This window comes from Bacteriovorax sp. DB6_IX, assembly GCF_000447775.1.
Classification (GTDB): Bacteria; Bdellovibrionota; Bacteriovoracia; order Bacteriovoracales; family Bacteriovoracaceae; genus Halobacteriovorax_A.
Map to the genome: position 1 here is coordinate 1 of NZ_AUNJ01000321.1, position 18,158 is coordinate 18,158.

General features: G+C 37.8%; 14 protein-coding genes and 1 riboswitch. Of the genes, 4 read left to right on the plus strand and 10 right to left on the minus strand.

The genetic code is table 11. The features are described from left to right. A partial coding sequence (locus tag M901_RS09750) for a GTP-binding protein (RefSeq protein WP_021278047.1) occupies positions 1-1,676 on the minus strand: 1,676 nt, incomplete at its 3' end. A 78-nt stretch (positions 1,677-1,754) separates the two neighbouring features. Between M901_RS09750 and M901_RS09755 the strand changes: the two genes are divergently transcribed. Beyond that, positions 1,755-3,497 (plus strand): ABC-F family ATP-binding cassette domain-containing protein, encoded by a 1,743-nt coding sequence (locus tag M901_RS09755; RefSeq protein ID WP_021278038.1) that lies wholly within the window; start codon positions 1,755-1,757, stop codon positions 3,495-3,497. Here M901_RS09755 and M901_RS09760 read toward each other — a convergent pair. Further along, positions 3,487-3,792, minus strand: a complete 306-nt coding sequence (locus M901_RS09760) for a hypothetical protein (protein WP_034721652.1) — start codon at positions 3,790-3,792, stop codon at positions 3,487-3,489. The two genes, M901_RS09755 and M901_RS09760, sit on opposite strands and share 11 nt — an antisense overlap. Positions 3,793-3,979: 187 nt before the next feature. Here M901_RS09760 and M901_RS09765 point away from each other — a divergent pair, with 187 nt between their 5' ends. Then, positions 3,980-5,647, plus strand: coding sequence for a hypothetical protein (locus tag M901_RS09765; protein WP_021278034.1), 1,668 nt, complete (start codon positions 3,980-3,982; stop codon positions 5,645-5,647). 1 nt (position 5,648) lies between these two features. Here M901_RS09765 and lpdA read toward each other — a convergent pair whose 3' ends face one another. The 7 genes from lpdA to M901_RS09800 all read right to left on the minus strand — a co-directional run bounded on the left by lpdA (position 5,649) and on the right by M901_RS09800 (position 12,430). Continuing rightward, a complete protein-coding gene (gene lpdA / locus M901_RS09770) occupies positions 5,649-7,790 on the minus strand; it encodes a dihydrolipoyl dehydrogenase (RefSeq protein ID WP_021278043.1) in 2,142 nt (713 codons plus the stop codon). A 20-nt stretch (positions 7,791-7,810) separates the two neighbouring features. Then, positions 7,811-8,053, minus strand: coding sequence for a DUF1653 domain-containing protein (locus M901_RS09775; RefSeq protein ID WP_198295383.1), 243 nt, complete (start codon positions 8,051-8,053; stop codon positions 7,811-7,813). Beyond that, positions 8,053-8,535, minus strand: a complete 483-nt coding sequence (gene msrB / locus M901_RS09780; RefSeq protein WP_081653418.1) for a peptide-methionine (R)-S-oxide reductase MsrB — start codon at positions 8,533-8,535, stop codon at positions 8,053-8,055. The genes M901_RS09775 and msrB overlap by 1 nt, the downstream gene beginning before the upstream one ends. A gap of 131 nt (positions 8,536-8,666) precedes the next feature. After that, positions 8,667-9,065 carry an acyl-CoA thioesterase gene (locus M901_RS09785; RefSeq protein ID WP_021278045.1) on the minus strand — a complete coding sequence of 133 codons (399 nt, stop codon included), beginning with the start codon at positions 9,063-9,065 and terminating at the stop codon, positions 8,667-8,669. Between the two features lie 12 nt (positions 9,066-9,077). After that, a riboswitch (cobalamin riboswitch) is annotated at positions 9,078-9,190 on the minus strand. Continuing rightward, complete coding sequence (locus M901_RS09790; protein WP_021278040.1) at positions 9,150-9,695, minus strand: CopD family protein; 546 nt, start codon at positions 9,693-9,695, stop codon at positions 9,150-9,152. Its footprint overlaps the riboswitch before it by 41 nt. Further along, complete coding sequence (locus M901_RS09795; protein WP_021278036.1) at positions 9,695-10,801, minus strand: esterase-like activity of phytase family protein; 1,107 nt, start codon at positions 10,799-10,801, stop codon at positions 9,695-9,697. Before M901_RS09795 ends, M901_RS09790 begins: the two co-directional genes overlap by 1 nt. Before the next feature lie 45 nt (positions 10,802-10,846). Further along, positions 10,847-12,430, minus strand: coding sequence for a phosphoenolpyruvate carboxykinase (ATP) (locus tag M901_RS09800; RefSeq protein ID WP_021278035.1), 1,584 nt, complete (start codon positions 12,428-12,430; stop codon positions 10,847-10,849). A gap of 241 nt (positions 12,431-12,671) precedes the next feature. Here M901_RS09800 and alaS point away from each other — a divergent pair, with 241 nt between their 5' ends. Together alaS and M901_RS16515 are read left to right on the plus strand one after the other, a co-directional pair. Beyond that, on the plus strand, positions 12,672-15,299 hold the full coding sequence (gene alaS, locus M901_RS09805; protein WP_021278042.1) for an alanine--tRNA ligase: 2,628 nt from the start codon (positions 12,672-12,674) through the stop codon (positions 15,297-15,299). 63 nt (positions 15,300-15,362) lie between these two features. Next, positions 15,363-16,634 (plus strand): response regulator, encoded by a 1,272-nt coding sequence (locus M901_RS16515; protein ID WP_021278039.1) that lies wholly within the window; start codon positions 15,363-15,365, stop codon positions 16,632-16,634. Here the strand turns inward: M901_RS16515 and M901_RS09815 are convergent. After that, the coding region (locus M901_RS09815) for an ATP-binding protein (protein ID WP_232422527.1) at positions 16,627-18,158 on the minus strand (1,532 nt) is incomplete at its 5' end. The genes M901_RS16515 and M901_RS09815 overlap by 8 nt on opposite strands.

The following is an 18,158-nucleotide window of genomic DNA, read 5'->3' on the forward strand; positions in this document are numbered from 1 at the left end:
CTCATCCTTACCGCCGTTCTAACACTTGTTAGCTGCTTACCTTTACATACGTTAACGTTAGAGTCGTTTTCTTTTTTACTTTCTCCAACAACCATACCTTCGTAAACAGTATCACCTGGCTCAATAAAGAACTCACCATTGTTAAGAAGGTTGAATAGGGCATAACCAGTAACTTTACCAGCTCTATCCGAAATGATTGCACCGTTTTGTCTTGCAAGCATTTCACCAGCATGTGGTCTATATCCTAAGAATTCTGTTGAAAGAATTCCTTCACCTCTTGTATCAGTTAGGAATGCTGATCTATATCCAATAAGTCCACGAGAAGGAATTTCGAATTCAATTCTAGTTCTACCTTCACCAATTGGTTGCATAGCAGACATGATTCCTTTTCTGATTGAAAGCTTTTCTGTAACTGCTCCAGTAAAATCTTCAGGAACATCTAAAACAGCTTTTTCATATGGCTCTAATTTTTGTCCATCTTCTTCCATGAAAAGAACTTCTGGTCTAGAAACCATTAGCTCGTAACCTTTTCTTCTTAACTCTTCGAAAACGATAGCAAGTTGAAGCTCACCACGTCCTTTTAGTTTAAAGATTTTTGGATCATCTGTTGCTTCGTACTGAAGTGCAACGTTAAGACGACAAGCATCTTGTAGGAACTCTTCTAGTTTTCTACTTGTTAGGTATTCACCTTCTTGACCACTAAGTGGAGAAGTTGAAACAGAAACGTTAACAGCAACTGTTGGTGGCTCTACTTCAATTCTTGGAAGTGGATTAACTGCATCTGTTGGACAGATTGTATCACCAATATGAACTTCTTCGATACCTGCACAGATAACGATTTCTCCAGCTAGGGCCTCATCAACTTCTTGAGTTGTTAGTCCATCATAAGTCTGAATATTTGAAACTTTAAAATTCTTTTCTTTGTCGGCCATAACACATGTGAAGTTTTGGTTCTTCACAATCTTACCTTTTGAGATTCTTCCTACGAACTGCTGTCCTAAGAACTTAGAGTAAGTTAGGTTTGAAACAAGAAGTTGAAGTGGAGATTCAATATCTCTTTCAGGTTCTGGGTAGAAGTCACTTACCATGAAGTCTAGAATAGGAAGCATGTCGCTTCTTTCTTCACTAGGGTCAAGTGTCGCCCAACCATTCTTTGCTGAAGCATACATAAATGGGATATCAATATCAAAGTCTTCAAGTTCAAGTTCTGTTGCGATTTCAAGAAGAAGATCTTCAACTTCACCTTTTACTTCATCAATTCTTTGGTCTGGTCTATCGATCTTGTTAACGATAACACCAACTTTAAGACCTCTACTTAGCGCCTTTCTAAGAACGAATCTTGTTTGAGGAAGTGGACCTTCAGAAGCGTCAACTAGAAGAAGAACACCATCAACCATCATAAGTGATCTTTCAACTTCACCACCAAAGTCGGCGTGGCCTGGAGTATCAAGAAGGTTAATCTTCGTATCTTTCCAGATGAAAGAACAGTTCTTGGCCGTAATTGTGATCCCTCTTTCTCTCTCAATCTCACCTGAGTCCATAACTCTTTCTTCGATCTCGGCTCTTGAATCGAATGTGTTAGATTGTTTTAAGAGTTCATCAACCATTGTCGTTTTCCCGTGGTCAACGTGCGCGACAACAGCGATATTCTTTAGCTTCGCAAATGATGTGTTCATGAATTACCTCAAAAATGTTATAGTACACGGAGTATAGTGAAATAATGCGTAATTGTATAATAAAAAGAGCTGTAAAAAATGATCCAAGCGGTAGGTATTTCGAAGAATTTTGGGGCTAGAAACCTCTTCTCAGATGTCACTTTCTCAATCAATAAGGGAGAGAGATTAGGACTTGTGGGAAGAAATGGGACAGGGAAATCAACTCTGTTCAAGATTATCCTTGGAAAAGAGGGATACGACGAAGGGACATTAACAATTCCAAAGGGTTACAAATTAGGTACTTTGGAACAACATATTCAATTTACTAAAAGGACGGTCATTGAAGAGTGTATGTCTGTACTGCCAAAGGAGATGGAGTACGAAACTTACCGTGCCGAGAAATATCTCTTTGGCCTAGGCTTTACTAAAGAAGATATGGATCGAGATCCGATGTCATTTTCTGGTGGGTATCAAATTCGTATTAATTTAGTCAAAACTCTCTTAACTGAACCAAATTGTCTGCTCTTGGATGAGCCTACAAACTATCTGGATATTGTTTCTTTAAGATGGCTACGCTCTTTTCTTAAGTCTTTTGACGGTGAGGTCGTTCTTATTACCCACGATAAAGAATTTATGAATTCAGTTGTGACCCATACGATGGGAATTTGGCGAAAGAGGGTTAAGAAATTAAAGGGTGAAACAGATAAGTACTACTCTCAACTAGAAGAAGAAGATCGAATTTACGAGCAGACTAAGGCCAATCAAGAAAAGAAGATTCAGCAGATGCAGGAATATGTTGATAAATATAGGGCCAAGGCTCGTGGAGCTTCTCAAGCTCAGTCTCGTTTGAAGGCCATTGAAAAGCTCGGAGATATGGAAGAGCTTGAGGCCGTTTCAGATCTTCGCTTTGATTTTAACTATACGGAATGCCCGGCCAAGACAGTGATTGATGTCAGGGATTTAAGTTTTGGATTTGACCAACCTCTTTTTGAAAATGTGAAGTTTGCAATTGGACGCCATGATCGAATTGGAATTATCGGAAAGAATGGTAAAGGGAAATCAACTCTATTAAATACAATTGCGGGAATTCATAAGGCCACATCTGGAGAAGTTTGGAATCACTCATCCCTAAGTTTAGGCCACTTTGGACAAACTAATGTAAGTCGTCTTCACCCAGAGAATAATATTATTCAAGAGATCCAAGAAGTTAATACAGACCTTTCTCACTCTGCAGTTCGCGGTATTTGTGGAACAATGCTCTTTAGTGGAGATGACGCTGAAAAGAAAATAAATGTTCTTTCAGGGGGAGAGAAGGCGAGAGTACTTCTTGGGAAAATTCTAGCTCAGAAAACAAATGCTCTCTTTCTTGATGAGCCGACCAACCACTTAGATATGGAATCAATTGAATCCCTTATGAGTGCTATAGATAATTATAAGGGAGCATGTCTCATTGTTACCCACTCTGAGGAAATTCTGAGAAGATGTGTTGATAAGCTTGTTATCTTTAGAGAAGGTCATGCTGAGTTCTTTGATGGAAGCTATGATGAATTCTTAGAAAAGATTGGCTGGGATTCAGAAGAAGAAGGTCGAGAGCGTAAGGAAAAGGCCGTTGCTCCAAAGAAGAAAAAGTCGGTCAATGCTCAAGTTCTTGCTGAACGAGAAAAAGAAATAATGGGGCAGATTGAGACTCTTGAAAATTATCAGGGACTACTAGAAAAGAATATTGAGCGATATTCAATCGAGGGAAATGTCGAAGGCCTTCAAACTGCAACTGATGATCTGGATCAAGTCCAACAGAAGATTGAAGACCTCTTCTTAGAATTAGAAGATATTACTTCTTAAAAAAAACTTTGTAGTTTTTTAGCGAAATCTCATCACCCTTAGTATTGGCCCTTAGAATAAGCTTGATTTTAGACTTTGCGCCTTTGCAGCTATATTTCATAAAATGATCACCAATAGATGAGTTTACCGATTTTAAAGAACATTTTGAGCTATGAACTCTCTCAATCATCTCGATAGTATCTCTAACTTCAGAGCTTTCTAGAGCTGCTTTTACTTGTGATTGAGTCATGGCACCTGTCATGTCTTTGGCCGATACAGTGCTAATTAGGGCAAGAGTAAGAAGTAATGCTTTCAATATTCTCTCCAAAATAAGGTCTTTTTTATTTTCTAACTTTAGCACCTATCGGGACTTCAGCTCAGATGATTGAAAGAATTTTAGGGCCGTCAAAAGTTTAAACACTAATATATTCAATGATTTAACTCGCTCAAGTTTCAGTGGGATTTTTCCGACAAGAGTACTCGGATAATAAGGAGTTTCCTAGATGAAGAAGTTATTGATTTTACTTTCTTTGGTTTATTTAAGTTCGTGCTCATTTGAGGGGGCTAGAAATCCTGCCTCTGAAATTTCGAGTTATGAAAGGCACTCTGGTCAGATAGAAGTGAGACTTTCTGAAGAGGCTGCACTTTCTGATAAAGAGGGTTTTAGTGAAGAGCTCTACGCCAAAATTAAGAGAATGAATAAGAACTTTGAAGCCGCAGGTTCGGGGTACTCTGTAGATTTAAGATCAATGCAGGTTCGTATTAAATATGTCGATGATCTACCAGAAAATACAGCATATGTTCTAGATACTAAAGTTGATGAATTAGGAAATCACATTATTCAAATCTATGGTTCAAAGAAAGCAACTGTTGATATGACAGCACAAGATGAAATCATGGGTATTTTAAGTAAGATTGTAGATAAAGACCTATATCCTAATCCATTTGGATTTTTTGAAACATCATTGAATGCGAGAGCTGGTCATAAACAAGCTCAATTACATTTACAAAATATCCACCTTGATGTGATTGAGGATATTCAAGAAGAAATTTCAGGTGAACCATTAGATGAAAAGGTTTCACAAATTCAGGAGAGTATTTCTGAATTAGAGTCTGCGATTAAAGTTGCTAAAAAGGAAGCGAAAGCTCAGGAAGCATCTCGTAAAGATGTGATGAAAGTACTTGATAAAGCTGCGGCAGATGGGCAGTTAAAGAATCTCCTCCAGGCAAATGATAGAGAAGGTGTGGCCTCTCTTTTAGAGAAGTATATTCCTCGAGAACAGATGACTCCAATGGAGCATAAGTTTTGGGATTTTACTTTAAATAAGATTAGAAACCCAGTTGCTCTTAAAGATAGAGTCTTAATGTATAGAGGGACTGATGGTGATAGGCTCTATCCAATGATTAAAGATGGTGTCGAACTTTCAAAAGAAGAAGCGGTTAAGCAAGGTAAGCTTGGTGCTATGTCGACAATACTGACGAGAAATCAAGGAACTTGGAATAGAAGATTACGATCACTACAAACAATGTATGGAAAGGAATTTTCTCAAAACCCGCAGAATCCAAATTCTAAATTTGTTGAAACTGCTAGACTTACAACTTGGATGAAACAACATGCCGATGATCCGATGGGAAGTCCTTTTTTGTCATTTTCATCAAGCTATGATGTGGCCTATAGATTTGGAAAAGAGTCGCTTGGGGCTTTTCTTGTGGACCCTGAGGTGATTGTTTTCAATCAAATGACAGACTACAAAAGTGAGATGGAGTTTCTCCATACACTTATTTCTTTTCCAGATGAAATGTTCAGTTATTACGATTCTGAATTTGATGGGAAGCTAAGTGGCGATAGTATAAGAGCGAAGATCGATGCAGATCTCAAAAAGGTTCTTAAAGAAGAGTATGGTGAGCAGTCTGATAAAATCTATCAAGACTTAGTTTCAAAATCTAAAGAGTTCGTAGATTCAAAAAGAGCTTTCTTGGTCCCTGAAAAGAAGCTGGAAACAGTCACTGTTCAGACCAATAAAAGACCAGGACTTTGGCGTCGATTCTGGAATTGGGTTAAGAGAAAGGATGAGCCTTATTACGTCGTGGAAAATAAAACTCAAGAAGTTAAAGCAGGACCTAATAAGCTAACGTGCTCTTATGCGCTCATGTCATTTTTAAAATATTAAATTAGCCTCGCTGCCATGAGTGGAACTTCTTAACCCATTTAAGGAGTCCCTCTGGCTTTCTGGCCTTTTTCCATTCTCCAGCAAGATACTTATTTGCTTCACCCATTGTTGGGTAGGTGTGAATTGTCCCTAGGATTTTATTAAGACCATAACCGTGTTTCATGGCCGAGATAAACTCTAGTAATAAATCGGAAGCATGGTTCCCTACAATTGTTGCACCAATGATTTTATCTGTACCTGGTTTTGTTAGAACTTTAACAAAGCCATAATCTTCACTATCAGCAATGGCCCTGTCGAGATCGTCTATTCCATACTTAGTCACTTCGTATGGGATTTCTTCGATCTTACAAGTTTCTTCATTCTTTCCAACTGTAGCCACTTCTGGGTCAGTATAAGTGGCCCACGGTATGACAGAGTAGTCGACCTTAAACTTCTTAAATTTTCCGAAGAGGCCATTGACAGCGCAGTACCACGCTTGGTGAGCTGCTGTATGAGTGAGTTGGTAAGGTCCAGCTACATCACCACAAGCAAAGATATTAGGGTAATTTGTCTGTAGGTAATCATTCGTTTCAATGGTTCCATTAGCTCTTATTTCAATGCCCAATTCTTCTAGACCAAAGCCTTTTGTATTGGCCTTTCTTCCCACTGCTATAAGAACCTTGTCATAAGAGAGTTCAATATCTTCACCTTGATATTCGCAAATAAGAGTCTTTTTTCCTGCCTGATTCTTAAACTCTTTAGCTCTATGTGAAGTCAGGATTCTAATACCTTCTTCTTCAAGTTTACTTGTGATTATTTCAGAGACATCTTCATCTTCTTTAATCATGATTCTTGAAGACATTTCTACCACAGTCACTTTTGATCCTAGACGAGAAAAGCTTTGCGCCATCTCAAGCCCAATGGGACCTCCACCAAGGACAATGAATCTTTCAGGAAGTTCTCTAAGTTCCCAAAGATTATCACTGACAAGAAAGTCTGCATCTTGGATACCTGGAATTGGTGGGATAAATGGCCCTGCTCCTGTCGCAATTGTAATGTTCTTTGTCGTGAGAACTTTGCCATTCACTTCTACTTCCCAAGGTGAAAGTATTTTGGCTTGTCCTTCAATGCAATCAACTCCAAGTTTTGTGTAGCGTTCGATTGAGTCATGGGGCTCAATTTTGGCGATCACATCTTGAACTCTTTCCATTACTTTTGAGAACTTAAAATCAACATCGATATTGTCAATTCCGTACTGTTGAGACTTCTTAGAGTAGTGAATAACTTTTGCAGATTTTATGAGAGCTTTAGAGGGAACACAGCCAGTATTGAGACAGTCTCCACCCATCTTGTGCTTTTCAATTAGTGCAACTTTTGCATTAACCGCTGCACCGATATAGGAAGTGACAAGACCTGCAGCCCCTGCACCTATCGAAATCATATTATAATCGTACTTCTTTGGTCTTTGAAATCTCTTATAAACTTTTTGAGATTTGATAAACTCTACGATCTTCTTGGCCACAATAGGAAGTACTCCTAGAAGGGCGAAAGAGAGAATTAGAGAAGGTGAGAGTATTCCGGAAAGACTATCTATTTTAGCAAGCTCTACTCCAGCATTGACGTAGACAATCGTTCCAAGCAGCATCCCTACTTGTGAAACAATATAGAAAGTTAGCGTTCGAATCGGAGTTAGTCCCATTACAAGATTGATAAGAAAGAATGGGAAGATTGGAAGAAGTCTTAAGGTGAAGAGATAGAATGCACCTTCTCTCTCTATTCCCTTATTTATGACTTTGAGCTTATCGCCAAATTTACTTTGTACCCATTCTCTTAGAAAGAATCTCGAACCAAGAAAAGCGAGTGTGGCACCTATCGTACTTGCAAATGAGACAACGACCAGTCCAACTGTCAGACCAAAAAGAGCACCTCCAGCCAGTGTTAGAATTGTTGCTCCTGGAAGAGAGAGGGCCGTCGTAATAATATAAATAACCATGTATATGGCAATTGTAAGACTTGTATTTTCTGTATAATAGTTTGTGAAGTAGGATTGATTCTGTTTGAGATATTCAAGGGTTAAATACTCAGTGAGGCCAAAGTGTCTAATCGCGAAGATGGCCGCAAAAATGGCTAAGAGAAGGGCAATTTTTGAAATGCTTTTTTTCATGAATATTCCAGATGTTGAAATTAAAGTCTCGATTTACCTTTTGTATTTCCTACATATTCAAAGCGAGGAACTAGCTGAGAGCCAATAACGAGCTCTTCCTGAAAGAGTTTTATAGGCCTTACCCAAAACTTTCCATCAGGGTTATCGTAAAGACATTCGTAGAGCACTAACTCTTCGTTGGTTTCTGTGTGTTTGACAATATCGATGACTTTATAATTGTGACCTTTGTAGTGTCGATATATTCCATTTCTTATAACTGTCACTATTTAAGGTCCTCACTATGAACAAGGGAAACTGAATTGATACAGTACCTTAAACCCGTTGGCGCAGGACCATCATTGAAGACATGTCCAAGGTGTGCTCCACATCGTGAACAAGAGACTTCTGTTCTCACCATCCCGAAGCTTGAATCAGTTGTTTCCTTGATATTGTCTTTCTTAACTACATTGTAAAAACTTGGCCATCCGGTACCCGATTTAAATTTTGTCTCAGAATGGAAGAGTTCATGACCACAGGCTGAGCAGTGATAAACACCTTCGCGTTTTTCATCCCAATACTTTCCGGTAAAGGCCCTTTCAGTTCCGTGCTCTCTTGTGACTCGATATTGAAGAGGTGTCATTTTCTCTTTCCAATAATCGTCACCTTTACTTTTCCAGTCTATTTCTTGAGATTGAATGTCTTTTAGGTGAGAGCCGATCTTATCTTGTGTTTCAATGGCCTCACTCTTTCTTAGAAAGTTAAACATATAAATTCCACTGATAGTTACTAATGTGATTAATGTTAGAAGTATTTTCTTTTTCATATCCATGAGTGTTAATTATAGCGGATATGTGACAAAGAAGCCCCTGAATTAGGGGCTTAAATGATGATATTTTCTTATACAGGTAAGTGTTTTTCGATATTTATGGGCTTTTTATTGTCGTCAATGGCCACAAAAGTGAAGTCCCCATGAACGGCGAGCTCTCTACTATCTGAATACATATCTTCAAGATAGATGTCGACACCTACAACAATACTACTTTTCCCAATCATTTTAACTTTTCCAACGAGCTCTGCAATTGTTCCTGCTGGGATTGATTTTTTGAAATCAACTCGTGAGCTTGAGACAGTCACGACTTTTTGTCTGGTAAATCTTGTCGCTGTAATAAATGAAACTTCATCCATCCATTTCAGGGCCGTACCACCAAAGAGTGTGTCATAGTGGTTAGTTGTGTTTGGGAAGATTGCTTTTGAGACTTTTGTAATAGAGTCTTCAATTCTTCGTGATAAATCCATAAAACCTCCGCGGGTAGAAATGCTTAGTAAGGATCTGACTATACAGTTGCGGGACAGTCTCGGAGTTTCGCCGAGTTCACTTCGCTAAGCTTGGTTATTTTTAAGCCTTATTCGCTTATAAATCTTTATGGCCACCATTAGCACCATTGTAAAGAGAATAAGACCAACTAATCCATAACCCATATGAGTAATGTCCTTGAGAATTACGAGAAAGACAATGGCGACAAGAAAAATTGTTGCCACTTCATTCCACACTCTTAATTGAGTCGGAGAGTATTTAAACTCGTCTCTTTGTAATGTTTTAAATATATGGTGACAGCTTAAGTGGTAAAGGAAGAGTCCTACGACAAAGGCGATTTTAGTTATTAGCCAAGTATGATCTTTAAGAGGCATAAAGACATGAATTAGACTTGGCCCAAAGATTAGAGTCATAATTGCAGATGGCCAAGTAATTCCATACCATAGCCTTCGTTGCATGATTTTGAACTGGTTTGATAGAATTCTCTTTTCTTCGTCAGGCTTATCTTGAGCTTCTGCATGGTAAATGAAGAGTCTGACAATATAAAAGAGCCCTGCAAACCAAGTCACAACAAAGATAATATGAAGTGCTTTAAGATAGAAGTAACTCATTACAGTTTTCCTTTGATTTCAAAAACTATAAATTGAGTTCTCTGTCCTTTGTTAAAATTATCATCAGAGACAATGATCAATGTTTGATTTCCGTTTCTTAGATTTGGGCCTAGTGCTAATCCTTCGATATTATCGAGGAAGCGATAGTCCTTTGAGAGCTTTGGAAGAAACTCGTCAAAGTTTACAAAGAGTTTCTTTTTAACATATTTAAACTTCTTATCTATAAGAGAATGCATTCCCTGAACATTGGTTGTATCTTCTTCAATCGTGACTTTGAATAGTTGCACTGTGGTTCTATTTTGAAGAGGGTAGTAAGTTCTCTCCATAACAAGCAGGTTATTCTTGTCTAAGGCCAGAACAGCTGGAACCCCTGACTGTGCTGCTAAGCTCTGCACAGTTGTTTCAATATTTGAAATAGGACCAAGTGGGTAGACAAATTCTTCATTTGGAGAGTAGCCACTTCCCGTTTTTGTATAACGAATAAGTCTAACATTGGAGTGAGTTCGTGTTGAGGCCACTGGACCATCTTGCTGTAAAGCATCTTCCACACCTGTAAAAAGGTGTTGCTTGTCAGGAGTGAAGCTTAGGGGTTCAAAGGCTAAATTATCTCTGATTCCTGAGACAAAGTGCCCATTCTCTCTGTGAGGTTTGAATTTAGTATCAACTAAGTAATCTTTAGAATATTTACCAGACTTTTCAAAAACAATAACTCTAGGAGGTTGAACATAACGGCTCATGAGGTTCCCCTCACTTGTTATAATGACGTTATTTTCATCTAGGATTTCAATATCTTCAAAATCCACACTACCTTTTCTATAATTTGTACCCTTTCCTGTTTTGAGAATAATCGCGTCTTTAACTTTAAAATTAAGACCATTCTTATTTTCAAAAACATCAAAAGTATAAAATCTCGCGGGAGACTTTCTTGCTCTGTCATCACTAACGGCATATAGAAGATTTTTACTTACGTCATAACGTATACCAGAAAGTCCTCCAAGTAGAGTTTCTTGAACTTTGAGACCTTGCTCTAGAATAATTTGTTTATGAAATGAAAGGTTGTGACCAAAGGCAGAGAGTGAAAGAAGAGAGAAAATCAATTTTTTCATAGAATTCCTAGAATAAAAAAAGGCCGCCGAAGCGGCCCTTGTTTATTATGCTTGATGCGTTGGAGCACCTTTAATATTTGTGTTGTAGAACTCACCAAATGTTTTCATTTGAGTGTGGAAAGAAGCAGCAAGTTCTTTTGCTTTTTCTGTGTAAGCCGCTTCATCTTCCCATGATTTTTGTGGGTTAAGAATTGTCGACGAAACACCTTCTAGTTCACATGGAATATTTAGACCAAAGATAGGGTCTTGTTCCGTTGCAGTCGCTGAAACATTATTAGCTTGGATATTTCTAATAATCTTTCTTGTGATATGAAGTGGGAAACGTTGTCCTGTTCCGTATGCTCCACCTGTCCAACCTGTGTTGATTAGCCAAACATTGAAACCTAGTTCATCAATATACTTTCCAAGAAGTTCTGCGTATTCACTTGGGTGTCTTAGCATAAAAGGAGCACCAAAACATGGTGAGAAAGTTGCTTGTGGCTCTTTAACACCAATTTCTGTTCCTGCTAGTTTTGCTGTGTATCCAAGTACAAAGTAGAACATAGCTTGTTCTTTAGTAAGTTTTGCAACAGGAGGTAGAACACCAAAAGCATCTGCACATAAGAAGAAGACATGCTTAGGAGTGTCACCACGAGAAGACTTCTCTAGCTCTTCAATGAACTCTAGAGGGTAAGCAGAACGACCATTTTCGGCAATTGACTTGTCAAAGTAATCTACTGTTCCAGTGTTCTCATCAAGAACAACGTTCTCAAGTAGAGCACCAAATCTATTTGTTGCTTTAAAAATTTCTGGCTCAGTCTCTGCAGAAAGCTTATAAGTTTTTGCGTAACATCCACCTTCAAAGTTAAAAGTACCTGCAGCGCTAAGTCCATGCTCATCATCACCAATTAGGAAGCATCCTTCATCAGTTGATAGAGTTGTCTTCCCAGTACCTGAAAGTCCAAAGAAGATTGAAACTTCACCATTTTCCAGTCTAGAAGCACCTGAGTGCATTGGAAGAATTCCTGTCTCTGGAAGAGCGTAGTTCATGGCCGCGAACATACTCTTTTTAATTTCACCTGCATAAAGAGTTCCGCAGATGATAGTTGTTTTAGAGTCAATATCAGTCACAACTGCAGTTTCACTTCTTGTTCCAAATTCTGCTGGATCAAGTTGAAGCTCTGGAGCGTGAAGGATTGTATAATCATTATCATTGAACTCTCTCATCTTTTCTCTGAAAAGGTGTTGAGAAAATAGAGCGTGGTTAGGATTAGTTGTGATTAGCCTAGCTCCCATATTGTGAACTTCGTCAGCACCAACTGATCTTTCAGTGATAAAGAGATCTCTGTCTTCGTTTAAATAGTTGATAACTTTTGTTTTTAATCTTGCAAAAGTATCTGCATCCATTGGAAGGAGGTTGTTTTCCCACCAAACAGTGTCTTCAGTAGAAGGAGTTTTAACAATGTAACGATCATTGGCCGAACGTCCAGTGTGCTTTCCTGTTTTTACAACAAGAGCTCCATCTTTAGTTAGTTTTCCGATTCCTCTACTTACTGTTTCTTGAACTAGGAAACTGCGCGGTGAGTCTTTAAAGATTTGGTAAGATCCTCTGTCAGTGTTAATCCCTAGGTTTTTGTAAAAGTCAGTCATTTATTATTCCCCTGTAACTGATGTCTTCTTTATAGTCTTTTCAAATTGCCCCTATAATAACTCTTTAGATCCCGCTTGATAACAGGTTTTTTTGCTAATTTTTATCAAAATCTGGCGAAAATTATTCCATGACATGAAGCGTGCTGAATATTATGGAAGATCGGGTAAATTTGATGTATAAAATGGCCTAAATATGGCTTAAAATGATGCATTACAAAAGTTTTAAAAGGTTTGAAAAGTTATGAAGAAAATGAGCTCTTTAGAAATTCGCGAACAGTTTCTGAAATATTTTGAAGAAAATGATCACTTAAAGATTGGTGCTTCGTCAGTAGTGCCACAAAATGATCCGACACTTCTTTTTATCAACTCAGGAATGGCTCCTTTAAAGAATTACTTCTTGGGAAGAGAAACTCCTCCGTCTCCAAGACTTGCTAACTTTCAACCATGTATTAGAACTAAAGATATTGATGATGTTGGTGATAGACACCACTTAACAATTTTCGAAATGATGGGATCATGGTCAATTGGTGACTACTACAAGGATAAGGCCTGTTCACTGGCATATAATTTACTTGTTGATGGTTTTGGATTTGATCCAAAGAAACTTTATTTCACTGTTTACGGAGGAAATGAAAGTTTAGGAATTGCACCAGATACTGAATCAATTGAAGCGTGGAAAAAATGTGGTGTTCCTGAAGACCATATTGTTGTTCTAGGGGACGATAACTTTTGGGGACCAGCAGGTGATCATGGGCCATGCGGACCATGTACAGAAGTTTTCTATGATACTGGTGAGCAGTACGGACCAACATATACACCAGGTGGACATTTTGATGATGTTAGCCGTTATATTGAAATTTGGAATGCCGGTGTTTTCATGGAGCTTAATAAGCTTAAAGATGGAACATTCGAATCACTTCCTCTTAAATCAGTTGATACTGGATCTGGTCTAGAAAGACTTGCTATGGTGATGAATGGTTGTGACTCAGTTTATGAGACAGACCTTCTAAAGCCACTTGTTGATTTATCTGCTGAGCTAATTAATTCAAATGATGTTCAAACAACACGTATGATTTCTGATCACATGAGAGCTTCAGTCATGATTCTTTCAGAAGGAGTTATGCCTGGAAATGAAGGTCAAGGATATATCCCAAGAAGACTTATTAGAAAGTGTGTTGCCGCTTGTATTGCAAGAGGTGTTGAGAAGCCTGATTTCAAAAAACATATTGATAAGACTATCGAAATTCTAGGGGATTATTACCCACAATTAAAATCTGCAAGAGATGCCATTGTTTATAATATTGAGCAAGAAGTTAAAGACTTCTCTGCAACAGTTAAACAAGCCCTGGCCCTTCTTGAATCAAACCTAGATCAAATCCTAAAAAAGGATATCTTTGATGGGAAATGGGCATTTGAGCTTGTGACAACTCATGGACTTCCAAAAGATGTACTTGATATGTTTGCAAAGCAAAAGGGATGGACGATTGATGAAGAAGGCTATGAGAAGTGTTATGAAGAACACAGAAAGGCTTCTCGTGTTATCTCAAGAAAAGGTTCACTAAGTGCTGATCAGGAAAAGGTTGAAGAAGCCTTTATGTCAGATGCAGACACTGAGTTTACTGGTTATGAAAGCCTTGTTGATACATCTAAAGTTATAAAGATTTATGGTAATGATGGACTTGTTAAAAAAGCATCTGCTGGAGAATCTGTCTATTTTACAACTCAAAAAACTCCATTCTATGGAGAGTCTGGTGGACAGGCCGGTGACCAAGGAACAGCTCAAGCTGGAAATGCAAAACTAGATATTATCGATACGATGAAGATTAAAGGAAAGCATGTTCACGTTGCAGAAATTGTTGAAGGTGAACTTACTTTAAATTCAGAAATTACACTTACTGTCGATCAAGAAGTGAGAAATGCTAGTATGAGAAATCACTCAGCAACTCACTTATTGCATGCGGCACTTCATGAAGTGATTGGAAAGCACGCAATTCAAAAAGGTTCTATGGTATCAAGTGAAAGACTAAGATTTGACTTTCAAAATCCTGGCGCTGTTTCTAAAGAGGACCTTGATAAGGTTGAAACTTTAGTCAATACGTGGATTATGAATAATACAGGTCGTGATACAAAGCTTTGCGGTTATGAAGAAGCTATTGAAGCTGGAGCGATGGCATTATTTGGTGAAAAATATGATTCTAAGGTAAGAGTTGTCTCTTTTGGAAGTGAATCTGTAGAACTTTGCGGAGGAACTCACGTTTCTAGCACTGGTGATATTGGACTTTTCCTTATTACTCAAGAAACAAGTGTGGCCAAAGGGATTCGTAGAATTGAAGCTGTCACAGGGGCTGCTGCAATTAAACTAATGCAAGAGAGAAATCTTTATTTAAGAAATGTTGCTGAAGAGTTAAACGTTAAACCTTCTGATGTTGCAACGAGAGTTAAAGATCTTAAAAAAGAGATGAAGCAAAAGATCAAAGAAGCACAGGCAAATGCTCAGAAGACAACAAGCTTTTTAAAAGAAGTAAAGCTTGAAGTTAATGGAGTTAACTTCTTTGCTGGTGTTATGGAAGCAGATGCTAAAGCTATAAAGGCCATTGGTGATGATCTTCTAAATAAAGGTGAAGTAAAACTTATTTGTCTTGTAGGAAAAGAAGAAAAGTCTCTTAAGACATTTGTTTGGTCTCATGACGATGTTAATAAGAAGGTGAAGGCCGGAGATCTTTTAAAGAAAGTTCTTGAGCCTGTCTCTGGTAGAGGTGGTGGAAAACCACATTTTGCTCAAGGTGGATCACCAGAAGTTAACAATCTTGATAAGTTGACTGCGTCTTTAGAAAGCGAAGTTAAAGATTGGTTAAGCTCTAATCTTTAGTCAAATTTAAGGCGCCTACTTGGGCGCCGATGTTATAATGAAAGACATGGATGTCGAAAAATTATGAAAAAAATCTTACTCGTGGATGATCAAGAAGATATCCTCGAAATTCTCCAAATTTATATTGAAGGTCATTTTAAAGATGTCGTGACGGTGACAGCTTTAGGAGGTCATGAGGCAGTTGAAATTATCGAAGAAGATGATATTGACTCAATTATTTGTGACTATAGAATGCCTGATGGTGATGGAAAGGTTGTCTATGATTTCAATATGGCAAACTCTCATCTTCCATTCGCATGGCACTCGGCTACCTTTGATGAAGATTCTAAAAAGTTAATAACCTCTAATAACTCAGATGGACATTATTATATTCTTCCTAAGCCTGTAGGTGAGGATGAGCTAATAAAGACCATACAGAAAATGATTGAAACCTCACGTGATGAGAATGTGACATATCGTAGAATTCGATCGTCGATTCTAAGAAAGTTTCATCCTCTAAATTTTGATATCTGGATTTCTGTTTCTGGTAAAATGATGCTCATTAATAAGGAAGGAGACGAACTTGGTTTAGACCGAATTGAAAGCTATGAGACAAAAGGTGTTGAGTTCTTTTTTATGCGTCCAGAAAACTACGAAAGTCTCATTACACATTTAATTGAGAAATTAGAAGGGAAGATCAAGAGGTGCGGAACGCTTGAGGATGTCTACTTCGTTGCTAGTGAGATTGTTGATAGTTTTAACCAATATTTAATGGAGAAGGGGATTTCGGCTGATCAAATTAAGCTTGTGGATGCTTGTGCGACTCGCTGTTTAAGAGAATTGAATAAGCACGAATCAATCAAAAAGATCATGAGTGGAGTCATTGATCAAACTAATTATATTAGTTCCCATTCTCTTTTGAGTCTTCATTTGGCCAATCTCATTCTAACAGATAGAGATCTTCTTAAAGAATTTGCAACAATCTGTGTTCTTCATGATCTCGTGATAAAGAATGAAAGGCTGGCAAAAATTCAAGACTTTGAAAGTGTTGATTTTGCAGCTCTAGGAAATCGAGAAAAAGAAGTCGTAAAAAATCATGGGGCAATGCTTGTCGAACAAGCTGTAGACTTAAATATTCCTGATTGGGGAAGAAGAATAATCATTCATCATCATAAAGAATTTAGCTTCTTTAAGTCCTATGAGGAAAAGGTCTTTGCCATATCACACACCATCGCTCATTTCATATGTACTGAATCAATAGATAGCGCTAGAAAATGGTTAATCGGCTTGCCTGAACTTACTGAAGATGAGGAAACGCAAGAGATTGTTAAAAAGCTCTTAGATATCTTTAACTAAGAGGAAGAGTGATTTTTACTTTTGTAAATAGACCTTCACTTGATTCTAGACTCATTTCTCCCTTGTGAGCGGTAATGATGTCGTTAACCATAGACATCCCAAGTCCTGTTCCAGCACCTGCCGGTTTGGTGGTATAGAAAGGTTCTAGGATTCTTGTAAGAGTTTCTTTTGACATTCCAATCCCATTGTCCTTGATAAGGATATGTGCAAATCCGTTGTGAACCTCTAGAGATACTGCGAGCTCAGCATTAAAATTAGGATCATCTTTCTTCTTTTCTTTTAAGGCATAAAAAGAATTTTCTAAGATATTAACAAAAGCTCGCTCCAGATCTTGTGGGAAACAAGGGACTTCTGGTGTCTCACAAATATTTTTAATGATATTGACATCAATTGATTTAGGTTTCGCCCTCATGGCGTGAAAACTTAAGTTAAGGGCCTGCTCTAAGTGTTCAGAGAAACTACTCTTTGCTAAGACTGCTTGCTGAGATCGTGATAGTAAGAGCATACTCTTGATGATTCCATCTGCACGCTTTCCGTTATTTGAGATAATTCGACTTGCCGTTACGATATCTTGAAGATCACTAAAAATCTTATCAATGTCATCATTGGAAAGGCTATCGCTTTCAAGTTTAGATTTAAAATTGGTAATGTTCTTATTGCAAAAGAGGTCAATGATAAGAGCCGAGTTATTAATTAAATTGATGGGATTCTTTATTTCATGTGCAATTCCCGCGGCCAGTGAACCAAGAGAGGCTAATTTTTCTTGAGCAACTATTTGATTTTGAAACTTCTTAAGATCATCGAAAGCTTCTTGTAATTCAATTGTCTTCTCAGATACTTTCTTTTCTAGGTTTGTATTAAGGTCATTGAGAGACTTATTATTATCTTCGATATTGTCGAGCAAACAATTAAACGAATCTTTAAGGCTCTTGGTCTCAAGGTTTCTCTCCGTGATCTGTAACCTTGAGCTAATATCATCATTTTGAGTTAACTTCTTTGCGAAATCACTGAGCTCTTTTAAGGGAGTGGTGAGTTGGACATCAATGACTTTTAGTACAACTAGTATGGAAATGATAAGGGCTGCAACTCCAAGTGTAATATAGAGTAGTTGAGCTTGAATAAGAGTATAAATACGACTTGTTTCATATCTTACAAAGAGGGTTCCTAGCTCTTCTGATTCAGAATAAATTTTTGTTCTTGTAATAAGATAGTGATCGCTCCATGTGATATCCGAATTAATCTTTTGGAAGTCAAAGAATTCTCCTCTGGCCGCAAAGAGTTTCTTCTTTGTATCAACGACAATGATTCCATTCGCTTCATGATTCTTTGTCAGGTCCTCAAAGTCTTTTTTACTCTCAAAGAGTAATGTTGCTTGAAGATTGCTTGCAAGTATTTCTGATTTTTCAATTGCATTATTTTGAAAATATTTTAAGTAAGACTTGTACTGGAAGTATTCAGTTATACCAATTAATACTAATAGCGTTGCTATTAGTAACATAAAGTATTTAATAAGAATGGATTTAA

Coding starts and splice junctions, on each gene's coding strand:
- M901_RS09755 (WP_021278038.1), top strand. CDS start 1,755: ATGATCCAAGCGGTAGGTATTTCGAAGAATTTTGGGGCTAGAAACCTC.
- M901_RS09765 (WP_021278034.1), top strand. CDS start 3,980: ATGAAGAAGTTATTGATTTTACTTTCTTTGGTTTATTTAAGTTCGTGC.
- lpdA (WP_021278043.1), bottom strand. CDS start 7,790: ATGAAAAAAAGCATTTCAAAAATTGCCCTTCTCTTAGCCATTTTTGCG.
- msrB (WP_081653418.1), bottom strand. CDS start 8,535: ATGTTTAACTTTCTAAGAAAGAGTGAGGCCATTGAAACACAAGATAAG.
- M901_RS09785 (WP_021278045.1), bottom strand. CDS start 9,065: ATGGATTTATCACGAAGAATTGAAGACTCTATTACAAAAGTCTCAAAA.
- M901_RS09790 (WP_021278040.1), bottom strand. CDS start 9,695: ATGAGTTACTTCTATCTTAAAGCACTTCATATTATCTTTGTTGTGACT.
- M901_RS09795 (WP_021278036.1), bottom strand. CDS start 10,801: ATGAAAAAATTGATTTTCTCTCTTCTTTCACTCTCTGCCTTTGGTCAC.
- M901_RS09800 (WP_021278035.1), bottom strand. CDS start 12,430: ATGACTGACTTTTACAAAAACCTAGGGATTAACACTGACAGAGGATCT.
- alaS (WP_021278042.1), top strand. CDS start 12,672: ATGAAGAAAATGAGCTCTTTAGAAATTCGCGAACAGTTTCTGAAATAT.
- M901_RS16515 (WP_021278039.1), top strand. CDS start 15,363: ATGAAAAAAATCTTACTCGTGGATGATCAAGAAGATATCCTCGAAATT.